The organism is Streptomyces sp. NPDC007189, assembly GCF_040703635.1.
Classification (GTDB): Bacteria; Actinomycetota; Actinomycetes; order Streptomycetales; family Streptomycetaceae; genus Streptomyces.
In genome coordinates this window covers 140606-156773 of sequence record NZ_JBEYEY010000006.1, presented here as the reverse complement: position 1 = coordinate 156773, position 16168 = coordinate 140606, and the positions used below count along the sequence as shown (strand labels likewise).

19 protein-coding genes are annotated in these 16168 nt (G+C 70.5%); 15 read left to right on the top strand and 4 right to left on the bottom strand.

Annotation, left to right across the window (positions count from 1 at the left end; translation table 11 throughout):
• The first annotated feature begins 367 nt into the window (after positions 1-367).
• The 4 genes from AB0950_RS14925 (at position 368) to AB0950_RS14910 (ending at position 3757) form a co-directional block, all read left to right on the top strand.
• Positions 368-1324, top strand: coding sequence for a heme o synthase (locus tag AB0950_RS14925; RefSeq protein ID WP_360150518.1), 957 nt, complete (start codon positions 368-370; stop codon positions 1322-1324).
• Between the two features lie 69 nt (positions 1325-1393).
• Positions 1394-1714 (top strand): hypothetical protein, encoded by a 321-nt coding sequence (locus AB0950_RS14920; RefSeq protein WP_360571329.1) that lies wholly within the window; start codon positions 1394-1396, stop codon positions 1712-1714.
• A 177-nt stretch (positions 1715-1891) separates the two neighbouring features.
• Positions 1892-2998: an amidohydrolase family protein gene (locus AB0950_RS14915; protein ID WP_360150523.1), complete on the top strand. Its 1107-nt coding sequence runs from the start codon at positions 1892-1894 to the stop codon at positions 2996-2998.
• An 18-nt stretch (positions 2999-3016) separates the two neighbouring features.
• Positions 3017-3757, top strand: a complete 741-nt coding sequence (locus tag AB0950_RS14910) for a nucleotidyltransferase domain-containing protein (protein ID WP_366778661.1) — start codon at positions 3017-3019, stop codon at positions 3755-3757.
• Position 3758: 1 nt separating this feature from the next.
• Here AB0950_RS14910 and AB0950_RS14905 read toward each other — a convergent pair whose 3' ends face one another.
• The 4 genes from AB0950_RS14905 to AB0950_RS14890 all read right to left on the bottom strand — a co-directional run bounded on the left by AB0950_RS14905 (position 3759) and on the right by AB0950_RS14890 (position 7399).
• A complete protein-coding gene (locus AB0950_RS14905; protein ID WP_360150994.1) occupies positions 3759-4769 on the bottom strand; it encodes a COX15/CtaA family protein in 1011 nt (336 codons plus the stop codon).
• A gap of 73 nt (positions 4770-4842) precedes the next feature.
• The gene (locus AB0950_RS14900; RefSeq protein ID WP_360150529.1) at positions 4843-5631 is read right to left on the bottom strand and encodes an ABC transporter permease; all 789 of its coding nucleotides are present in this window, start codon (positions 5629-5631) and stop codon (positions 4843-4845) included.
• On the bottom strand, positions 5628-6551 hold the full coding sequence (locus AB0950_RS14895; RefSeq protein ID WP_360150532.1) for an ABC transporter ATP-binding protein: 924 nt from the start codon (positions 6549-6551) through the stop codon (positions 5628-5630). The genes AB0950_RS14900 and AB0950_RS14895 overlap by 4 nt, the downstream gene beginning before the upstream one ends.
• 53 nt (positions 6552-6604) lie before the next feature.
• Positions 6605-7399 (bottom strand): AAC(3) family N-acetyltransferase, encoded by a 795-nt coding sequence (locus AB0950_RS14890; protein WP_360150535.1) that lies wholly within the window; start codon positions 7397-7399, stop codon positions 6605-6607.
• A 171-nt stretch (positions 7400-7570) separates the two neighbouring features.
• Here AB0950_RS14890 and AB0950_RS14885 point away from each other — a divergent pair, with 171 nt between their 5' ends.
• The 11 genes from AB0950_RS14885 (at position 7571) to dapD (ending at position 16168) form a co-directional block, all read left to right on the top strand.
• Positions 7571-8305, top strand: coding sequence for a metalloregulator ArsR/SmtB family transcription factor (locus tag AB0950_RS14885; RefSeq protein WP_366778660.1), 735 nt, complete (start codon positions 7571-7573; stop codon positions 8303-8305).
• Positions 8302-9723 (top strand): Fe-S cluster assembly protein SufB, encoded by a 1422-nt coding sequence (gene sufB, locus AB0950_RS14880; RefSeq protein ID WP_014671980.1) that lies wholly within the window; start codon positions 8302-8304, stop codon positions 9721-9723. The genes AB0950_RS14885 and sufB overlap by 4 nt, the downstream gene beginning before the upstream one ends.
• A 61-nt stretch (positions 9724-9784) precedes the next feature.
• Complete coding sequence (sufD, locus tag AB0950_RS14875) at positions 9785-10969, top strand: Fe-S cluster assembly protein SufD (RefSeq protein WP_360150541.1); 1185 nt, start codon at positions 9785-9787, stop codon at positions 10967-10969.
• On the top strand, positions 10966-11283 hold the full coding sequence (locus tag AB0950_RS14870; RefSeq protein WP_360150544.1) for a non-heme iron oxygenase ferredoxin subunit: 318 nt from the start codon (positions 10966-10968) through the stop codon (positions 11281-11283). The genes sufD and AB0950_RS14870 overlap by 4 nt, the downstream gene beginning before the upstream one ends.
• A 7-nt stretch (positions 11284-11290) precedes the next feature.
• On the top strand, positions 11291-12055 hold the full coding sequence (gene sufC, locus AB0950_RS14865; RefSeq protein ID WP_360571327.1) for a Fe-S cluster assembly ATPase SufC: 765 nt from the start codon (positions 11291-11293) through the stop codon (positions 12053-12055).
• The gene (locus tag AB0950_RS14860; protein WP_360150550.1) at positions 12052-13308 is read left to right on the top strand and encodes a cysteine desulfurase; all 1257 of its coding nucleotides are present in this window, start codon (positions 12052-12054) and stop codon (positions 13306-13308) included. The genes sufC and AB0950_RS14860 overlap by 4 nt, the downstream gene beginning before the upstream one ends.
• Positions 13309-13326: 18 nt before the next feature.
• Positions 13327-13794: a Fe-S cluster assembly sulfur transfer protein SufU gene (sufU, locus tag AB0950_RS14855; RefSeq protein ID WP_330340759.1), complete on the top strand. Its 468-nt coding sequence runs from the start codon at positions 13327-13329 to the stop codon at positions 13792-13794.
• On the top strand, positions 13791-14123 hold the full coding sequence (locus AB0950_RS14850) for a metal-sulfur cluster assembly factor (protein WP_330340760.1): 333 nt from the start codon (positions 13791-13793) through the stop codon (positions 14121-14123). The genes sufU and AB0950_RS14850 overlap by 4 nt, the downstream gene beginning before the upstream one ends.
• Before the next feature lie 134 nt (positions 14124-14257).
• The gene (locus AB0950_RS14845; protein ID WP_360150554.1) at positions 14258-14581 is read left to right on the top strand and encodes a multidrug efflux SMR transporter; all 324 of its coding nucleotides are present in this window, start codon (positions 14258-14260) and stop codon (positions 14579-14581) included.
• Positions 14581-15117, top strand: coding sequence for a TetR family transcriptional regulator (locus AB0950_RS14840; RefSeq protein ID WP_360150557.1), 537 nt, complete (start codon positions 14581-14583; stop codon positions 15115-15117). Before AB0950_RS14845 ends, AB0950_RS14840 begins: the two co-directional genes overlap by 1 nt.
• 64 nt (positions 15118-15181) lie before the next feature.
• A complete protein-coding gene (gene dapD / locus AB0950_RS14835) occupies positions 15182-16168 on the top strand; it encodes a 2,3,4,5-tetrahydropyridine-2,6-dicarboxylate N-succinyltransferase (protein ID WP_360150560.1) in 987 nt (328 codons plus the stop codon).

Below are 16168 nucleotides of genomic sequence, written 5' to 3'. Positions count from 1 at the left end.
GCTCCTCTCCACATGTCGGTCGCCGGTCGTCGGGGCATACGCCCACCCGGCCGCCGGCGTGCTTGTCGCCCGCCGGCCGCTGACGAGCCTACCCCCGTGAGGACGTGCGTTTTTTCGAGTGTTTACAGACTGCCGGGACTCCGCGTCATCCGCCTCCCGACTGGCCGACAGGGGCATTTGGCACATGAATACGGAGGTGGTCATCTGAGCGCTCAATCGAGTGCCGTGTCCCCTCTTATGGCGGGTGTGCCAACACGACCCCACCCCCGCGAAGGCCGGGGTATGGGCAACGTCTAAAGTGGCGTGGTACGCGCGAGCCTTTACCGGCACTTCCCAGGGGGAGGCTCGCTGGGAGTCTCTGTCAGGGGTGTGCGTGACGGCCGTCGAATCACGTCCAGCGGGCGTGCTGGGTGGTGCGAGCCAGGGCCCGGTTCACCGGCCGTTCGGGGCCCGTGTCAAGGCGTTCGTGGCTCTGACCAAGCCGCGGATCATCGAGCTGCTGCTCATCACCACCGTTCCGGTGATGTTCCTGGCCCAGCAGGGCGTGCCGGACCTGAAGCTGGTCCTGCTGACCTGTGTCGGCGGCTACCTCTCGGCGGGCGGCGCCAACGCGCTGAACATGTACATCGACCGGGACATCGACGCCCTGATGGACCGCACCTCGCAGCGGCCGCTGGTGACCGGCATGGTCAGCCCGCCCGAGTGCCTCGCCTTCGGCATCACGCTGGCGGTCGTCTCGACGCTGCTGTTCGGACTCACCGTCAACTGGCTGAGCGCGTGGCTCTCGCTCGGAGCGCTCCTTTTCTACGTCGTCGTCTACACGATGATCCTCAAGCGGCGTACGTCGCAGAACATCGTGTGGGGCGGCATCGCGGGCTGCATGCCCGTGCTCATCGGCTGGTCGGCCGTGACCGACTCCCTGTCCTGGGCCCCGGTCATCCTCTTCCTCGTCATCTTCTTCTGGACCCCGCCGCACTACTGGCCGCTGTCCATGAAGGTGAAGGACGACTACGCGCGCGTGGGCGTGCCGATGCTGCCGGTCATCGCCTCCAACAAGGTCGTCGCCAAGCAGATCGTCATCTACAGCTGGGTCATGGTCGCCGTCTCCCTGCTGCTCACCCCGCTCGGCTACACCGGCTGGTTCTACACGGCCGTCGCGCTGGCCGCCGGCGGCTGGTGGCTGTGGGAGGCGCACGCGCTGCAGAACCGGGCCAGGTCCGAGGTCACCGGCGCGAAGCTGAAGGAGATGCGGCTGTTCCACTGGTCCATCACCTATGTGTCGCTGCTGTTCGTGGCGATCGCGGTGGACCCGTTCCTGCACTGACGCACACCGGGCGCACGTCACAGAGCCCTGCCCTCGCCAGTCGATCTACCCGCGAGTAGCATCCTGGCCATGGCAGACACGCAGCAGGTTGACGCGAGGGCCGAGCGCAAGGTGGCCAAGCTCGCCCGGGAGATCAGCGCCTTCGCCAGGGCCCACGGCGGCGCCGAGGGCCAGGTGGCCTACATCGGCGAGCGCGGCGCCCGCATCGTCCTCGTCGGCGAGGACGGCGGCTGGGGCGACCTCGTGGCCCCCACGTACGCCGTCGCCGAGCAGGCGGTGGAGAAGTCCGGCATCACCCGCCACGAGTCCTTCGACGGCGAACTCGCGGCGAAGGTGAAGACGAGCACGTACGAGTGGAAGCGAATGGCCGGCATTCAAGTAGGCGGCTGAACAGCGCGCCCCAAAGGGGCGCGGGGCTGTGCCGATGTGCGGCTCCGCCGCGTGGGCGCGAGAATCCAGCGACGGCCCGCAGCCGGCCGATGAACGCGCATTCCCGAGCCGAACCGCCACCTGAAACCCCGTTCACCCGTTAGGCCGTTGAAGCCGAGCGCAGCGGGGAGGCCGGGAATGATCGAAACGCCGTCCCTCGTGGACCAGTACTGCCACGGCGTACTGAGAAAGGAGCTGGGCCTCGGCACCTTCGAGGCCCAGCTCGCCCGCACCGAGGGACCGCCCGCGCCCGGCACCACCCTCTTCGACACCCAGACCGGCTTCGCCGTACGGCGCTGGTGCCCGCCCCTGCTCGGCCTGGAACCGCACTGCCCGCCCGCCCGCTATCTGGCCCGGCGCCGGGAACTGGGCGTGCTGGAAGCGGGCCGCAGGCTGCTGCGCGGCAGCGGCATCACCACCTACCTGGTCGACACCGGCCTGCCCGGCGACCTCACCGGCCCCGGCGAGATGGCGTCCACCGGCGAGGCCGAGGCCCGCGAGATCGTCCGGCTGGAGCAACTCGCCGAGCAGGTCGCCGACACCTCCGGCACCGTCGAGTCCTTCCTCGCCAACCTCGCCGAGTCGGTGCACGGCGCCGCCGCGAGCGCCGTCGCCTTCACCTCCGTCGCCGGCGTCCGGCACGGCCTCGCGCTGGTGCCCGAGCCACCGGGGCCGGGGGAGGTGCGGGGCGCGGCGGGGCGCTGGCTGGCCGGACGCCGGGTCGGCGGGCCGCTCACCGACCCGGTGCTGCTGCGGCACCTGCTGTGGATCGCGGTCGCCTCGGGCCTGCCCCTGCAACTGCACGCCGGGCTCGGTGAGCCCGGCTCCCGCATCGACCGCACCGACCCCGTGCTGCTCACCGACTTCGTGCGGGCCACGGCCGGTCTCGGCACCGATCTGATCCTGCTGCACGGCTATCCGTACCACCGCAACGCCGCCCACCTGGCCGGCGTCTTCCCGCACGTCTACACCGACGCCGGCGCCGCGCTCGTGCGCACCGGCGCCCGCGCGGCGACCGTCCTCGCCGAGATCCTGGAGCTGGCGCCCTTCGGCAAGATCCTCTTCTCCACCGGCGCCCACGGTCTGCCGGAACTGCACGTCGTCGGCGCCCGCCTCTTCCGCGAGGCCCTGGCCCGCGTCCTGGGCACCTGGGTCGCCGACGGCGCCTGGTCCCTCGAGGACGCCCAGCGGGTGGCCCGCATGGTCGCGGCGGACAACGCGCGCCGGGTGTACGGGCTGACCTGAGGTGCCCACACTGGGCGGATGCCGACCGCATCGCTGCTTCACCGGTTCCTGGACGAACTGCTGCCCCTGCGACCGCGCGGGGTGTGGGCACACGGCTCATTCGCCGGCGGTGACTACCAGGAGGGCCGCAGCGACCTCGACCTGATCGCCGTACTGCCGGGCCCGATGCGCCCGGCGACCGTGCGGCGGCTGGTCGGCCTGCACCGCAGTCTGCGCGCCGTGCCGCTCGCCGGGAAACTCCATTGCACCTATCTCACCCCGGCCACTCTGGAGGACCCGGACCGCTCGCATCTCACGTGGGCACACGGCCGCGTGCTGCGCCGCCCGGTCACCCCCGTCACCCGCCGCGAGCTGCGCGACTTCGGCCGGGTGCTGCACGGTGAGCCACCGGCCGGGCTGATCCCGGCCGTGCCGGAGCGGCAGCTGAGCGACTTCGTCGTACGGGACCAGCGTGACTACTGGCGCCCGGCGGTGGACCGGGCCCGGCTGTGGCGGCAGGACGTGTGGGTGGACCTGGGACTGCTGACCTTCGCCCGTGCCACCGTGACGCTGCGGGACGGGCGGCTGATCTCCAAGCGGGAGGCTCTCGCCGAACTCCCGGCGCTCGGTGCTCCCGTCGAGGTCGTGGAGGACACCGCCCGTCGGCGCTACGGCGCCGCTCCCGCCCCGGCCGGCGGGGACTGGCTGGTCCGCCGTGCGGAGCTGACCCGCGCCTACCTCGCCCCGGCGATCGACACGCTGGTCGCCGCCTACGGGTGACTCACGCGCGCGTGCCCACCGTCACCTCGGCCGAGGGGCCGGGGAGGCTCACGTCGTTCCCGGGACGTTCGCGGAGGGCCAGCAGGACGCGCAGGACGCCGATCCACACCAGGCAGGAGCCGAGCATGTGCAGGCCGACCAGCAGCTCGGGCAGGTGGGTGAAGTACTGGACGTAACCGATCACGCCCTGGGCGAGCAGGATGAGGAACAGGTCGCGGGTGCGGGCGAGCGGTCCCTTCGGCGCGTCCACCGCCTTGAGCACGAACCACAGCGCGAACGTCAGCGTCACCACGATCCAGGCGAGCACCGCGTGCAGCTTGGCCACGGTCTCCCAGTCGATGGGGATCCGCTTGACGTCACTGGAGTCACCCGCGTGCGGCCCCGCTCCGGTGACCACCGTGCCGACCGCGATGAGCAGCAGGGACGCCGCCACCAGGAACCACACCAGCTGCTGCACGGCCTTGCCGACCAGCGGCCGGGGCGCGCCGTCGCCCTCGCGGGTGCGCTGCCACATCACCGCGGCGACGGTGACCAGGGCCGTCGCCAGCAGGAAGTGGGCCGCGACGGTGTACGGGTTGAGGCCCACGAGCACCACGACGCCGCCGAGGACCGCGTTGCTCATGACCAGCCAGAACTGCGCCCAGCCCAGCCGGGTCAGGCTGCGCCGGCGCGGCTTCTCGGCGCGGGCGGCGATGATCGCCCAGCCGACGGCGGCGCACAGCACGTACGTCAGCATGCGGTTGCCGAACTCGATCGCGCTGTGATAGCTCAGCGCGGTCGTCGGGGTCAGCGAGCCGTCCGTGCACTCCGGCCAGGTCGGACAGCCGAGGCCCGAGCCGGTGAGGCGGACGGCGCCGCCGGTGACGACGATGACCACCGACATCACGAGTGCGGCGAGGGCCGCCCGCTGGACCGTCCGGGGGGCCGGGGTCCAGCGTTCGGCGATGAAGGCGAGTGGGTTGCGCACGGCCGCTGCGGCGTCCGCGGGGTTCAGCTTGGGCACGCCCACCATCGTAGGCCGCCGCTTGTGCACGCGTTCACGAGGGTCCACTGTGCACGCGTTCACGAGGGTCCACCGTGACGGCTCACTCCCAGCGGAAGAACTTCCCGGCCGCGGCGAGGGCGACGACGGCCCAGACGGCCAGGATCCCCAGGTCGCCCCACGGCATGCCGGCGCCGTGCTGGAGGACGTCCCGCAGGCCGTCCGACAGCGCGGAGATGGGCAGCAGTCCCAGGACGTGCTGCGCGCCCGGGCCGAACTTCTCCAGCGGCACGATGACCCCGCCGCCGACGAGCAGCAGCAGGAAGACCAGGTTGGCGGCGGCCAGGGTCGCCTCCGCCTTCAGCGTGCCCGCCATCAGCAGGCCCAGGCCGGAGAAGGCGGCCGTGCCGAGGATCAGCAGGAGCAGGACGGCGGCCACGCTTGTCAATGTCCCAGCCCCGTGCGGACTCCAGCCCAGCGCGAAGGCGATGACCGTCAGCAGGACCACCTGCAGGACCTCCGTGACCAGCACGGACGCCGTCTTGGCGGTCATCAGGCCCCAGCGGGGCAGCGGCGAGGCGGCGAGTCGCTTGAGCACGCCGTAGCGGCGCTCGAAGCCGGTCGCGATGGCCTGCCCGGTGAACGCCGTCGACATCACGGCGAGGGCCAGGACGCCGGGGGTGAGGAAGTCCACCGCCTTGCCCTTGCCGGTGTCCACGATGTCGACCGAGCTGAAGAGCACCAGCAGCAGGGTCGGGATGACCACGGTCAGCAGCAGCTGCTCGCCGTTGCGCAGCAGCATCTTCGTCTCCAGCGCCGCCTGCGCCGCGATCATGCGGGAGAGGGGCGCCGCACCCGGCTTCGGGGAGTAGGTACCCGTGGCGGTGGTCATGAGCGCAGCTCCTTGCCGGTCAGCTCCAGGAAGACGTCCTCCAGCGTGTGCCGTTCCACCGAGATGCGGTCCGGCATCACGCCGTGCTGGGCGCACCAGGAGGTCACGGTGGCCAGCAGCTGCGGGTCCACCTTGCCGACGACCCGGTAGCTGCCCGGGGTCAGCTCGGCGGCGGTGCAGGAGGCCGGGAGGGCCTTCAGCAGGGAACCCACGTCGAGGCCGGGGCGGCCGGTGAAGCGCAGGGTGTTCTCGGCGCCGCCCTTGCACAGCTCCTCCGGGGAGCCCTGGGCGATGACCCGGCCGCCGTCGATGATCGCCACGTCGTCGGCGAGCTGCTCGGCCTCTTCCATGTAGTGCGTGGTGAGGATCACCGAGACGCCGTCGGCGCGCAGGTCCCTCACCAGGTCCCAGGTGGCCCGGCGGGCCTGCGGGTCCAGGCCGGCCGTCGGCTCGTCGAGGAAGACCAGCTCCGGGCGCCCGACGACGGCCATGGCGAGCGCCAGCCGCTGCTGCTGCCCGCCGGAGAGCCGCCGGTAGGAGGTCCGGCCGCAGCTGCCCAGCCCCAGCCGCTCGATCAGCGCGTCCACGTCCAGCGGATGCGCGTGCAGCTTGGCCACGTGCCGCAGCATCTCGTCGGCCCGGGCGCCGGAGTACACGCCGCCGGACTGGAGCATCACCCCGATCCGGGGCCGCAGCTCGGCGGACTGCCGTACCGGGTCGAGGCCCAGGACGCGCACCGTGCCGGAATCCGGCTTCCGGTACCCCTCGCAGGTCTCGACCGTGGTCGTCTTCCCGGCCCCGTTCGGACCGAGTACGGCGGTCACGCCCGCCTCGGCCACCAGGTCGAGGCCGTCCACCGCGGTCTTCGTGCCGTACCGCTTCACCAGGGCGTGGACCTGGACCACGGGCTCACTTCGCATGGGTCCAGAGTCTAGGGAGACCGCTTGCCGGTCAGGCGGCCGGGTAGGAGAACTCACTCCTCCCGGGGCCGGTGCACCGGCAGCCACCGCTCGGCATAGGCCACGGCGTCCGCCACGGGGAACAGCCGTACGTCCGCCGCGCCCACCTTTCCGCGTACGACCGGCCGGTCCCGCTCGAAGTCGTGGCCCAGCTCGTCGAAGCGGTCGGAGCTGATCGACACCTCCGTCACCGTCTCCCAGCCGCCGCCCGGCGCGGGCCGGCCCACCTGGACCAGCGGCGCGGGGATGCGGTACTCGGCCAGGTGGAAGCTGGTGCAGGCGTCGTAGCCCGCGCCGAGCAGCAGCACCCGGGCGCCGAGCTTCTCCAGCCGGGCCAGCGGGCTGCGCTCGCCGAGCCGGCAGTCGGGGGCGTGGCCGTCGGTGATCTCCCGCGCGTGCGGGCCGAGTGCCGCGAAGGAGGTGTGCGGATGCGCGCTGCGCAGGGCGCCCGGCCAGGTCCGCACGGTTTCCGGGATCACGCCGACCCCGCGCGAGGGCGTGATCAGCGGGTCGTACGGCGGCATGGTGGCCCGGATCCGGTCCCACCACTGCGGCGGCACGGGCGGCCTGCTCCACAGCGCGGGGTCGGACAGGTCGGCCGACTGGGTGGGGACGACGAGGGTGCCCGAAAGGCCGAGGGCGTCGAGGAGCCCCTGGACGACGGCGACGGCGCCTCCGTTCACCCAGCCGAGTGAGCGGAGCGAGGAGTGCACCAGGAGGATCTCGCCGGGCCCGACGCCCAGCAGGCGCAGCTGTGCGGCGACGGTGTCCCGGGTGACGAGAGGGCCGGTCGGAGGGGGTGTCGGCATGGTGGGGAGTCTTCCCGGACGGGTGGCGGGGTGTCACCCGGTTATCGGACGACTGATCGATCAAAGATCGTTTCCGCAGGTCGCATTAGGCATGCCTAAGTGACGCAGGGCACCGCCCGGTGATCCGGACGCCGCTTGTCAGGCTCTCGGGAATTACGCAACAATGGCGTTGTGAAAAACGTCGGCGAGGCTCGGGAGACCCCCCTGGGGGCCCCTCAGGAAGAGTTCGCGACCGGTGAGCGCTCCACGCGCAACCGCGTCGCGCGCTCCATCCTGGACCACGGCCCGTCGACCGTCGCCGAACTCGCCGGCCGGCTGGGACTCACCCAGGCGGCCGTACGGCGCCACCTGGACGCGCTCGTCGCGGAGAACGTGGTGGAGGCCCGCGAACAGCGCGTGTACGGCACGCGCACGCGCGGGCGCCCCGCCAAGGTCTTCGCGCTGACCGACTGCGGCCGGGACGCCTTCGACCAGTCCTACGACAAGCTCGCCACGGACGCGCTCCGCTGGATCGCCGAGCAGGGTGGCGGACCCGAGGCCGTCGCCGCCTTCGCCCGCGCCCGCATCGCGGCCCAGGCGAGCGCCTACCGCAAGGCGATCGAGGCGGTCGGCCCGGACAAGCGGGCCGAAGCGCTGGCCAAGGCCCTGAGCGTGGACGGGTACGCTGCTACGGCGCGCAGCGCACCGGTCGGCGAGCAGCTGTGCCAGCACCACTGCCCGGTCGCCCATGTCGCGGAGCAGTTCCCGCAGCTGTGCGAGGCGGAGACGGAGATCTTCGCCGAGCTGCTGGGTACCCACGTCCAGCGACTGGCGACCATCGCGCACGGCGACGGCGTCTGCACGACGTTCATCCCCAAGACATCCACCGACGCACCTGCAAGCACGGCCGGGAGGAACCCCGCATGACTCTCCCCACGGAGACTGCCCACCCCGAACTCGAGGGCCTGGGCAAGTACGAATACGGCTGGGCCGACTCCGACGTGGCCGGTGCCTCCGCCAGGCGTGGCCTGAATGAGGACGTCGTCCGCGACATCTCGGGGAAGAAGTCCGAGCCGGAGTGGATGACCAAGCTGCGCCTGAAGGGCCTGAAGCTCTTCGAGAAGAAGCCGATGCCGAACTGGGGCTCGGACCTCTCGGGCATCGACTTCGACAACATCAAGTACTTCGTGCGCTCCACGGAGAAGCAGGCGGAGTCCTGGGAGGACCTGCCCGAGGACATCAAGAACACCTACGACAAGCTGGGCATCCCGGAGGCCGAGAAGCAGCGCCTGGTCGCCGGTGTCGCCGCCCAGTACGAGTCGGAGGTCGTCTACCACCAGATCCGCGAGGACCTGGAGGAGCAGGGCGTCATCTTCCTCGACACCGACACCGCGCTGAAGGAGCACCCGGAGCTCTTCAAGGAGTACTTCGGGACCGTCATCCCCGCCGGTGACAACAAGTTCGCGGCCCTGAACACCGCGGTGTGGTCCGGGGGCTCCTTCATCTACGTGCCGAAGGGCGTCCACGTCGAGATCCCGCTGCAGGCCTACTTCCGCATCAACACGGAGAACATGGGCCAGTTCGAGCGGACCCTGATCATCGTCGACGAGGGTGCCTACGTGCACTACGTCGAGGGCTGTACCGCCCCGATCTACAAGTCGGACTCGCTGCACTCCGCGGTCGTCGAGATCATCGTCAAGAAGAACGCCCGCTGCCGCTACACGACCATCCAGAACTGGTCGAACAACGTCTACAACCTGGTCACCAAGCGCGCCGTGGCCTACGAGGGCGCGACCATGGAGTGGATCGACGGCAACATCGGCTCCAAGGTGACGATGAAGTACCCGGCCGTCTACCTGATGGGCGAGCACGCCAAGGGCGAGACCCTGTCCATCGCCTTCGCGGGCGAGGGCCAGCACCAGGACGCCGGCGCCAAGATGGTCCACATGGCGCCGAACACCTCGTCCAACATCGTCTCCAAGTCGGTGGCGCGCGGTGGCGGCCGTACCTCCTACCGTGGTCTGATCGAGATCGGCGAGGGCGCCGCCGGGTCGAAGTCGAACGTGCTGTGCGACGCGCTGCTCGTCGACACCATCTCCCGGTCGGACACGTACCCGTACGTCGACGTCCGCGAGGACGACGTGTCCATGGGCCACGAGGCCACCGTCTCCAAGGTCTCCGAGGACCAGCTCTTCTACCTGATGAGCCGTGGCCTGTCCGAGGACGAGGCGATGGCGATGATCGTGCGCGGCTTCGTCGAGCCGATCGCCAAGGAGCTGCCCATGGAGTACGCGCTGGAGCTCAACCGGCTGATCGAGCTGCAGATGGAGGGCGCGGTCGGTTAGTCACCGGCCCGCAGTCCCCCCGTCAAGCCACTGACCTGAGAAAGCGAGCAATACGACAGCCATGGCTGAGGCCCAGAACATCCCCGTGGGTTCCACCACCGCGGGCTCCATCGCGGTCGCCGCGGAGTCGACCGTCGTCTCGCGCATGAGCGCGCCCCCCTCCTTCGACGTGGCGGACTTCCCGGTCCCGCACGGCCGCGAGGAGGAGTGGCGGTTCACCCCGCTGGAGCGCCTGCGCGGGCTGCACGACGGCACCGCCGTCGCGAACGGCGGGGGCGTGAAGGTCACCGTCCAGGCCCCCGAGGGCGTCGTCGTCGAGACCGTCGGCCGCGACGACGCGCGGCTCGGCAGGGCGGGCACCCCGGTGGACCGGGTCGCCGCCCAGGCGTACTCGGCGTTCGAGAAGGCCGGCGTGGTCACCGTCCCCAAGGAGACGGTGCTCACCGAGCCGATCCGGATCGCCGCGCACGGCGAGGGCGGGGTCGCCTTCGCCCACCAGGTGATCGAGCTGGGCGCCTTCGCCGAGGCCGTCGTCGTCATCGACCACACCGGTGACGCCGTGCTCGCCGCCAACCTCGACTACATCCTGGGCGACGGCGCCAAGCTGACCGTCGTCTCCGTCCAGGACTGGGACGACAAGGCCGTCCACGTCGCCCAGCACAACGCGCTGATCGGCCGGGACGCCTCCTTCAAGTCGGTCGTCGTCACCTTCGGCGGTGACGTGGTCCGCCTGCACCCGCGCGTGACGTACGCCGGCCCCGGCGGCGAGGCCGAGCTGTTCGGCCTGTACTTCACCGACGCCGGGCAGCACCAGGAGCACCGCCTGCTGGTCACCCACAACACCCCGCACTGCAAGTCGAACGTCGTCTACAAGGGCGCGCTCCAGGGCGACGACGCGCACGCGGTCTGGATCGGCGACGTGCTCATCGAGGCCAAGGCCGAGGGCACGGACACCTACGAGATGAACCGCAACCTCGTCCTCACGGACGGCGCGCGCGTCGACTCGGTGCCGAACCTGGAGATCGAGACCGGTGAGATCGTCGGCGCCGGCCACGCCTCCGCCACCGGCCGCTTCGACGACGAGCAGCTCTTCTACCTGATGGCCCGCGGCATCCCGGAGCACGAGGCCCGCCGCCTGGTGGTCCGCGGCTTCTTCGCCGAGCTGGTCCAGCAGATCGGTGTCCCGGACATCGAGGAGCGCCTGCTCGCCAAGATCGAGGAGGAGCTGGAGGCTTCGGTCGCATGAGCTTCGTACGCGTCTGCGGGCTGAGCGAGCTGGAGGAGGACACCCCGAAGCGGGTGGAGATCGACAGCACGCCGGTCTCGGTCGTGAAGACCGAGGGCGAGGTGTTCGCCATCCACGACATCTGCTCCCACGCGAACGTCTCCCTCTCCGAGGGCGAGGTCGACGACTGCCACATCGAGTGCTGGCTGCACGGCTCGCGCTTCGACCTCCGCTCCGGCAAGCCCGACAGCCTTCCGGCGACGCGCCCCGTCCCCGTATACCCCGTCAAGATCGAAGGGGACGACGTTCTCGTCTCCCTCACCCAGGAGTCCTGAGGCACCCATGGCAACGCTTGAAATCCGAGACCTGCACGTCACCGTCGAGGCCGACAACGCCACGAAGGAGATCCTCAAGGGCGTCGACCTCACCGTGAAGCAGGGCGAGACGCACGCCATCATGGGCCCCAACGGCTCCGGCAAGTCGACCCTCGCCTACTCCCTCGCGGGTCACCCGAAGTACACGATCACCAGCGGCACCGTCACCCTCGACGGCGAGGACGTCCTGGAGATGTCCGTCGACGAGCGCGCCCGCGCCGGTCTGTTCCTGGCGATGCAGTACCCGGTCGAGGTCCCCGGCGTCTCGGTCTCCAACTTCCTGCGCACCTCCGCCACCGCCATCCGCGGCGAGGCCCCGAAGCTGCGCACCTGGGTGAAGGAGGTCAAGGAGGCCATGGAGCGCCTTCACATGGACCCGTCCTTCGCCGAGCGCAACGTCAACGAGGGCTTCTCCGGCGGTGAGAAGAAGCGCCACGAGATCCTCCAGCTCGAGCTGCTCAAGCCGAAGATGGCGATCCTGGACGAGACCGACTCCGGCCTGGACGTCGACGCCCTGCGCATCGTCTCCGAGGGTGTCAACCGCATCCGCGAGACCGGCGAGGTCGGCACCCTGCTGATCACGCACTACACGCGCATCCTGCGCTACATCAAGCCCGACTTCGTCCACGTCTTCTCCGCCGGCCGGATCGTGGAGTCCGGTGGCGCCGAGCTCGCCGACAAGCTGGAGGACGAGGGCTACGAGGCATACACGAAGGGTGGCGCATCCGCGTGACACAGCTGCCGGGCCTCCTCGACACCGAGGCGATCCGCAAGGACTTCCCCATCCTGGACCGGCTGGTCCATGACGACCGGAAGCTCGTCTACCTGGACAACGCGGCGACGTCGCAGAAGCCGCGCCAGGTGCTGGACGCCCTGAGCGAGTACTACGAGCGCTACAACGCCAACGTCCACCGCGGTGTGCATGTGCTCGCCGAGGAGGCCACGGCGCTGTACGAGGGCGCGCGCGACAAGGTCGCCGCGTTCATCAACGCGCCCAGCCGCGACGAGGTGATCTTCACCAAGAACGCCTCGGAGTCGCTGAACCTCGTGGCGAACATGCTGGGCTGGGCCGACGAGCCCTACCGGGTGGACCACGAGACCGAGATCGTCATCACGGAGATGGAGCACCACTCCAACATCGTGCCGTGGCAGCTGCTCGCGCAGCGCACGGGCGCGAAGCTGAAGTGGTTCGGTCTCACGGACGACGGCCGCCTGGACCTGTCCAACATCGACGAGATCATCACGGAGAAGACGAAGATCGTCTCCTTCGTGCTGGTGTCGAACATCCTGGGCACGGTCAACCCGGTCGAGGCCATAGTGCGCCGGGCGCAGGAGGTCGGTGCGCTGGTGTGCATCGACGCCTCCCAGGCCGCCCCGCACATGCCGCTGGACGTGCAGGCCCTGCAGGCCGACTTCGTGGCCTTCACCGGCCACAAGATGTGCGGCCCGACCGGCATCGGCGTGCTCTGGGGCCGCCAGGAGCTGCTGGAGGACCTGCCCCCGTTCCTCGGCGGCGGCGAGATGATCGAGACCGTCTCGATGCACTCCTCGACGTACGCCCCGGCGCCGCACAAGTTCGAGGCGGGCACGCCGCCGATCGCGCAGGCGGTCGGTCTCGGCGCGGCGATCGACTACCTCCAGTCGATCGGCATGGAGAAGATCCTCGCCCATGAGCACGCGCTCACCGAGTACGCGGTGCAGCAGCTGCAGAAGGTCCCGGACCTGAGGATCATCGGCCCGATGACGGCCGAGGACCGGGGGGCCGCGATCTCCTTCACGCTGGGCGACATCCACCCGCACGACGTGGGCCAGGTCCTGGACGAGCAGGGCATCGCGGTCCGCGTCGGCCACCACTGCGCCCGTCCGGTCTGCCTCCGGTACGGAATTCCTGCGACCACGCGAGCGTCGTTCTATCTGTACTCCACGCCGGCCGAGATCGACGCTCTGGTCGACGGACTGGAGCACGTACGGAACTTCTTCGGCTGAGAGGCGTGAGCTGAAACCGTGAAGCTGGACTCCATGTACCAGGAAGTCATCCTGGACCACTACAAGAACCCGCACGGGCGTGGTCTGCGGGATGGCGACGCCGAGGTGCACCATGTGAACCCGACGTGCGGCGACGAGATCACCCTCCGCGTGAAGTACGACGGCACGCAGATCGCGGACGTCAGTTACGAGGGCCAGGGCTGCTCGATCAGCCAGGCCTCCGCCTCCGTGCTGAACGAGCTGCTGGTCGGCAAGGACCTGGCCGACGCGCAGAAGATCCAGGAGACCTTCCTGGAGCTGATGCAGTCCAAGGGCAGGATCGAGCCGGACGACGCAATGGAGGACATCCTGGAGGACGCGGTCGCGTTCGCCGGTGTCTCCAAGTACCCCGCGCGGGTCAAGTGCGCCCTCCTGAGCTGGATGGCGTGGAAGGACGCGACGGCCCAGGCGCTGGGTGGCGCCGACGCCGAAAGGAAGACGGCATGAGCGACACCGCTGAGATGAAGCCGGTCTCGGAGGAGGAACTCCGCGAGGCCCTGATGGACGTGGTCGACCCCGAGCTGGGCATCGACGTCGTCAACCTCGGCCTGATCTACGGCATCCACATCGACGACTCCAATGTGGCGACCGTCGACATGACCCTGACCTCGGCGGCCTGTCCGCTGACGGACGTCATCGAGGACCAGGCCAAGTCCGCCACGGACGGCCTCGTCAACGAACTGCGCATCAACTGGGTCTGGATGCCCCCGTGGGGCCCCGACAAGATCACGGACGACGGCCGCGAGCAGCTTCGGGCGCTCGGGTTCAACGTCTGACACCAAGCGAGCGAAAAGGGGCCGCGGCAGCACGCCGCGGCCCCTTTTCGCGTGCCCGGATCCAACTCCTCGGCCACCAGGCGTCCGGCGGCCGATGCGTACGGCCGTACGCAACGTTGTGTACGCTCGTACACATGGGATATCTGACGCTCGCCGGCGCCATCGCCGCCGAGGTCGCCGCGACGACGGCGATGAAGTACAGCGAGGGATTCAGCCGGCTGTGGCCCTCCCTCGTGACGGCCCTGGGCTACCTGGTCTCCTTCGCGCTGCTCGCCCAGACGCTGAAGACCGTCCAGATCGGCACGGCGTACGCGATCTGGTCCGGCGTCGGCACCGCCGCCATCGCCCTGCTCGGCCTGCTCCTCTTCGGGGAGGGGCTGAGCCTCGCCAAGGTCGGCGGCATCCTGCTGATCATCGGCGGAGTGGTCGTGCTGAACCTCGGCGGGGCGAGTCACTGATGGGGCGGCGCTACGACCCCGAGCGGCGGCAGCGGATCATCGACGCGGCCCTCAGGGTGGCCGCCCGCGACGGCATCGCCGGGCTCAGCCACCGTACGGTCGCCGCCGAGGCGGACGTCCCGCTCGGCTCCACCACCTACCACTTCGCCACCCTGGACGACCTGCTGGTGGCCGCCCTGTGCCAGGCCAACGAGGGGTTCGCGCGGGTGCTCGACGCGAGCGGCGTCCTGGCGGACGGCGGCGACGACCTCGCGGCCGGCCTCGCCCGGGTCCTCGGCGAGTGGCTGGGCCGCGACCGGCCGGGCGTCGAGCTGGAGTACGAGCTGTACCTCGCGGCCCTGCGCCGCCCGGCCCTGCGCCCCGTCGCCGCCCAGTGGGCGCAGGAGACGGCGGGCCGGCTGGCCGCGCGGGTGGACGAGGTGACGGCGCGGGCGCTGGTGGCCCTGATGGACGGGATCTGTCTGGAGGTGCTGCTCACGGGCGGTTCCTACGACGAGGAGCGCGCGCGTGAGGTGCTGGCTCGGCTGATCCCCTGAAGCGGCGCCCGGCACGTGAGACGCGGTTCGCCCTGACCACCCCGCCCACGTTAGGTTTTGTTCCATGACCGAGTCTGCTACCCGCACCACCGGCGCCGTCGCCGCCGGCCTCGCCACGATCGCCTCCGACGGCACCGTTCTCGACACCTGGTTCCCGGCCCCCGAGCTGGTCGAGGAGCCGGGCCCGGCCGGCACCGAGCGGCTCACCGCCGAGCAGGCGGCCGAGCTGCTGGGCGGCGGCGCGACCGCGGCGACCGGCCCGGACGCCCGCCGGGGCGTCGAGGTGGTCGCGGTCCGTACGGTCATCGCCTCGCTGGACGAGAAGCCGATCGACGCCCACGACGTCTACCTGCGCCTGCACCTGCTCTCGCACCGCCTGGTCAAGCCGCACGGCCAGAGCCTGGACGGCATCTTCGGCCACCTCGCCAACGTCGCCTGGACCTCGCTCGGCCCGGTCGCGGTGGACGACATCGAGAAGGTGCGCCTGAACGCCCGCGCCGAGGGCCTGCACCTGCAGGTGACCTCGATCGACAAGTTCCCGCGCATGACGGACTACGTCGCCCCGAAGGGTGTCCGCATCGCCGACGCCGACCGGGTCCGCCTCGGCGCGCACCTCGCCGAGGGCACCACCGTCATGCACGAGGGCTTCGTCAACTTCAACGCCGGCACGCTCGGCACCTCCATGGTCGAGGGCCGGATCTCCGCGGGCGTCGTGGTCGGCGACGGCTCCGACATCGGCGGCGGCGCCTCCACCATGGGCACCCTGTCCGGCGGCGGCAACGTGATCATCTCCATCGGCGAGCGCTGCCTGATCGGCGCTGAGGCGGGCGTGGGCATCGCCCTCGGCGACGAGTGCGTGGTCGAGGCCGGCCTCTACGTCACCGCCGGCACCCGGATCACCATGCCCGACGGCCAGATCGTCAAGGCCCGCGAGCTCAACGGCGCCTCCAACATCCTCTTCCGCCGCAACTCGGTCACCGGCACGGTCGAGGCCCGCCCGAACAACGCGGTCTGGGGCGGCCTGAACGACATCCTCCACAGCCACAACTGA

What these genes read in the sequence shown, in the direction of transcription:
- AB0950_RS14870 (WP_360150544.1), top strand. Translation starts at nt 10,966, where the DNA reads ATGAGCTTCGTACGCGTCTGCGGGCTGAGCGAGCTGGAGGAGGACACC.
- dapD (WP_360150560.1), top strand. Translation starts at nt 15,182, where the DNA reads ATGACCGAGTCTGCTACCCGCACCACCGGCGCCGTCGCCGCCGGCCTC.
- sufC (WP_360571327.1), top strand. Translation starts at nt 11,291, where the DNA reads ATGGCAACGCTTGAAATCCGAGACCTGCACGTCACCGTCGAGGCCGAC.
- AB0950_RS14840 (WP_360150557.1), top strand. Translation starts at nt 14,581, where the DNA reads ATGGGGCGGCGCTACGACCCCGAGCGGCGGCAGCGGATCATCGACGCG.
- AB0950_RS14910 (WP_366778661.1), top strand. Translation starts at nt 3,017, where the DNA reads ATGCCGACCGCATCGCTGCTTCACCGGTTCCTGGACGAACTGCTGCCC.
- AB0950_RS14900 (WP_360150529.1), bottom strand. Translation starts at nt 5,631, where the DNA reads ATGACCACCGCCACGGGTACCTACTCCCCGAAGCCGGGTGCGGCGCCC.
- AB0950_RS14890 (WP_360150535.1), bottom strand. Translation starts at nt 7,399, where the DNA reads ATGCCGACACCCCCTCCGACCGGCCCTCTCGTCACCCGGGACACCGTC.
- AB0950_RS14920 (WP_360571329.1), top strand. Translation starts at nt 1,394, where the DNA reads ATGGCAGACACGCAGCAGGTTGACGCGAGGGCCGAGCGCAAGGTGGCC.
- sufD (WP_360150541.1), top strand. Translation starts at nt 9,785, where the DNA reads ATGGCTGAGGCCCAGAACATCCCCGTGGGTTCCACCACCGCGGGCTCC.
- AB0950_RS14850 (WP_330340760.1), top strand. Translation starts at nt 13,791, where the DNA reads ATGAGCGACACCGCTGAGATGAAGCCGGTCTCGGAGGAGGAACTCCGC.
- sufB (WP_014671980.1), top strand. Translation starts at nt 8,302, where the DNA reads ATGACTCTCCCCACGGAGACTGCCCACCCCGAACTCGAGGGCCTGGGC.
- AB0950_RS14895 (WP_360150532.1), bottom strand. Translation starts at nt 6,551, where the DNA reads ATGCGAAGTGAGCCCGTGGTCCAGGTCCACGCCCTGGTGAAGCGGTAC.
- AB0950_RS14905 (WP_360150994.1), bottom strand. Translation starts at nt 4,769, where the DNA reads ATGGTGGGCGTGCCCAAGCTGAACCCCGCGGACGCCGCAGCGGCCGTG.
- AB0950_RS14915 (WP_360150523.1), top strand. Translation starts at nt 1,892, where the DNA reads ATGATCGAAACGCCGTCCCTCGTGGACCAGTACTGCCACGGCGTACTG.
- AB0950_RS14845 (WP_360150554.1), top strand. Translation starts at nt 14,258, where the DNA reads ATGGGATATCTGACGCTCGCCGGCGCCATCGCCGCCGAGGTCGCCGCG.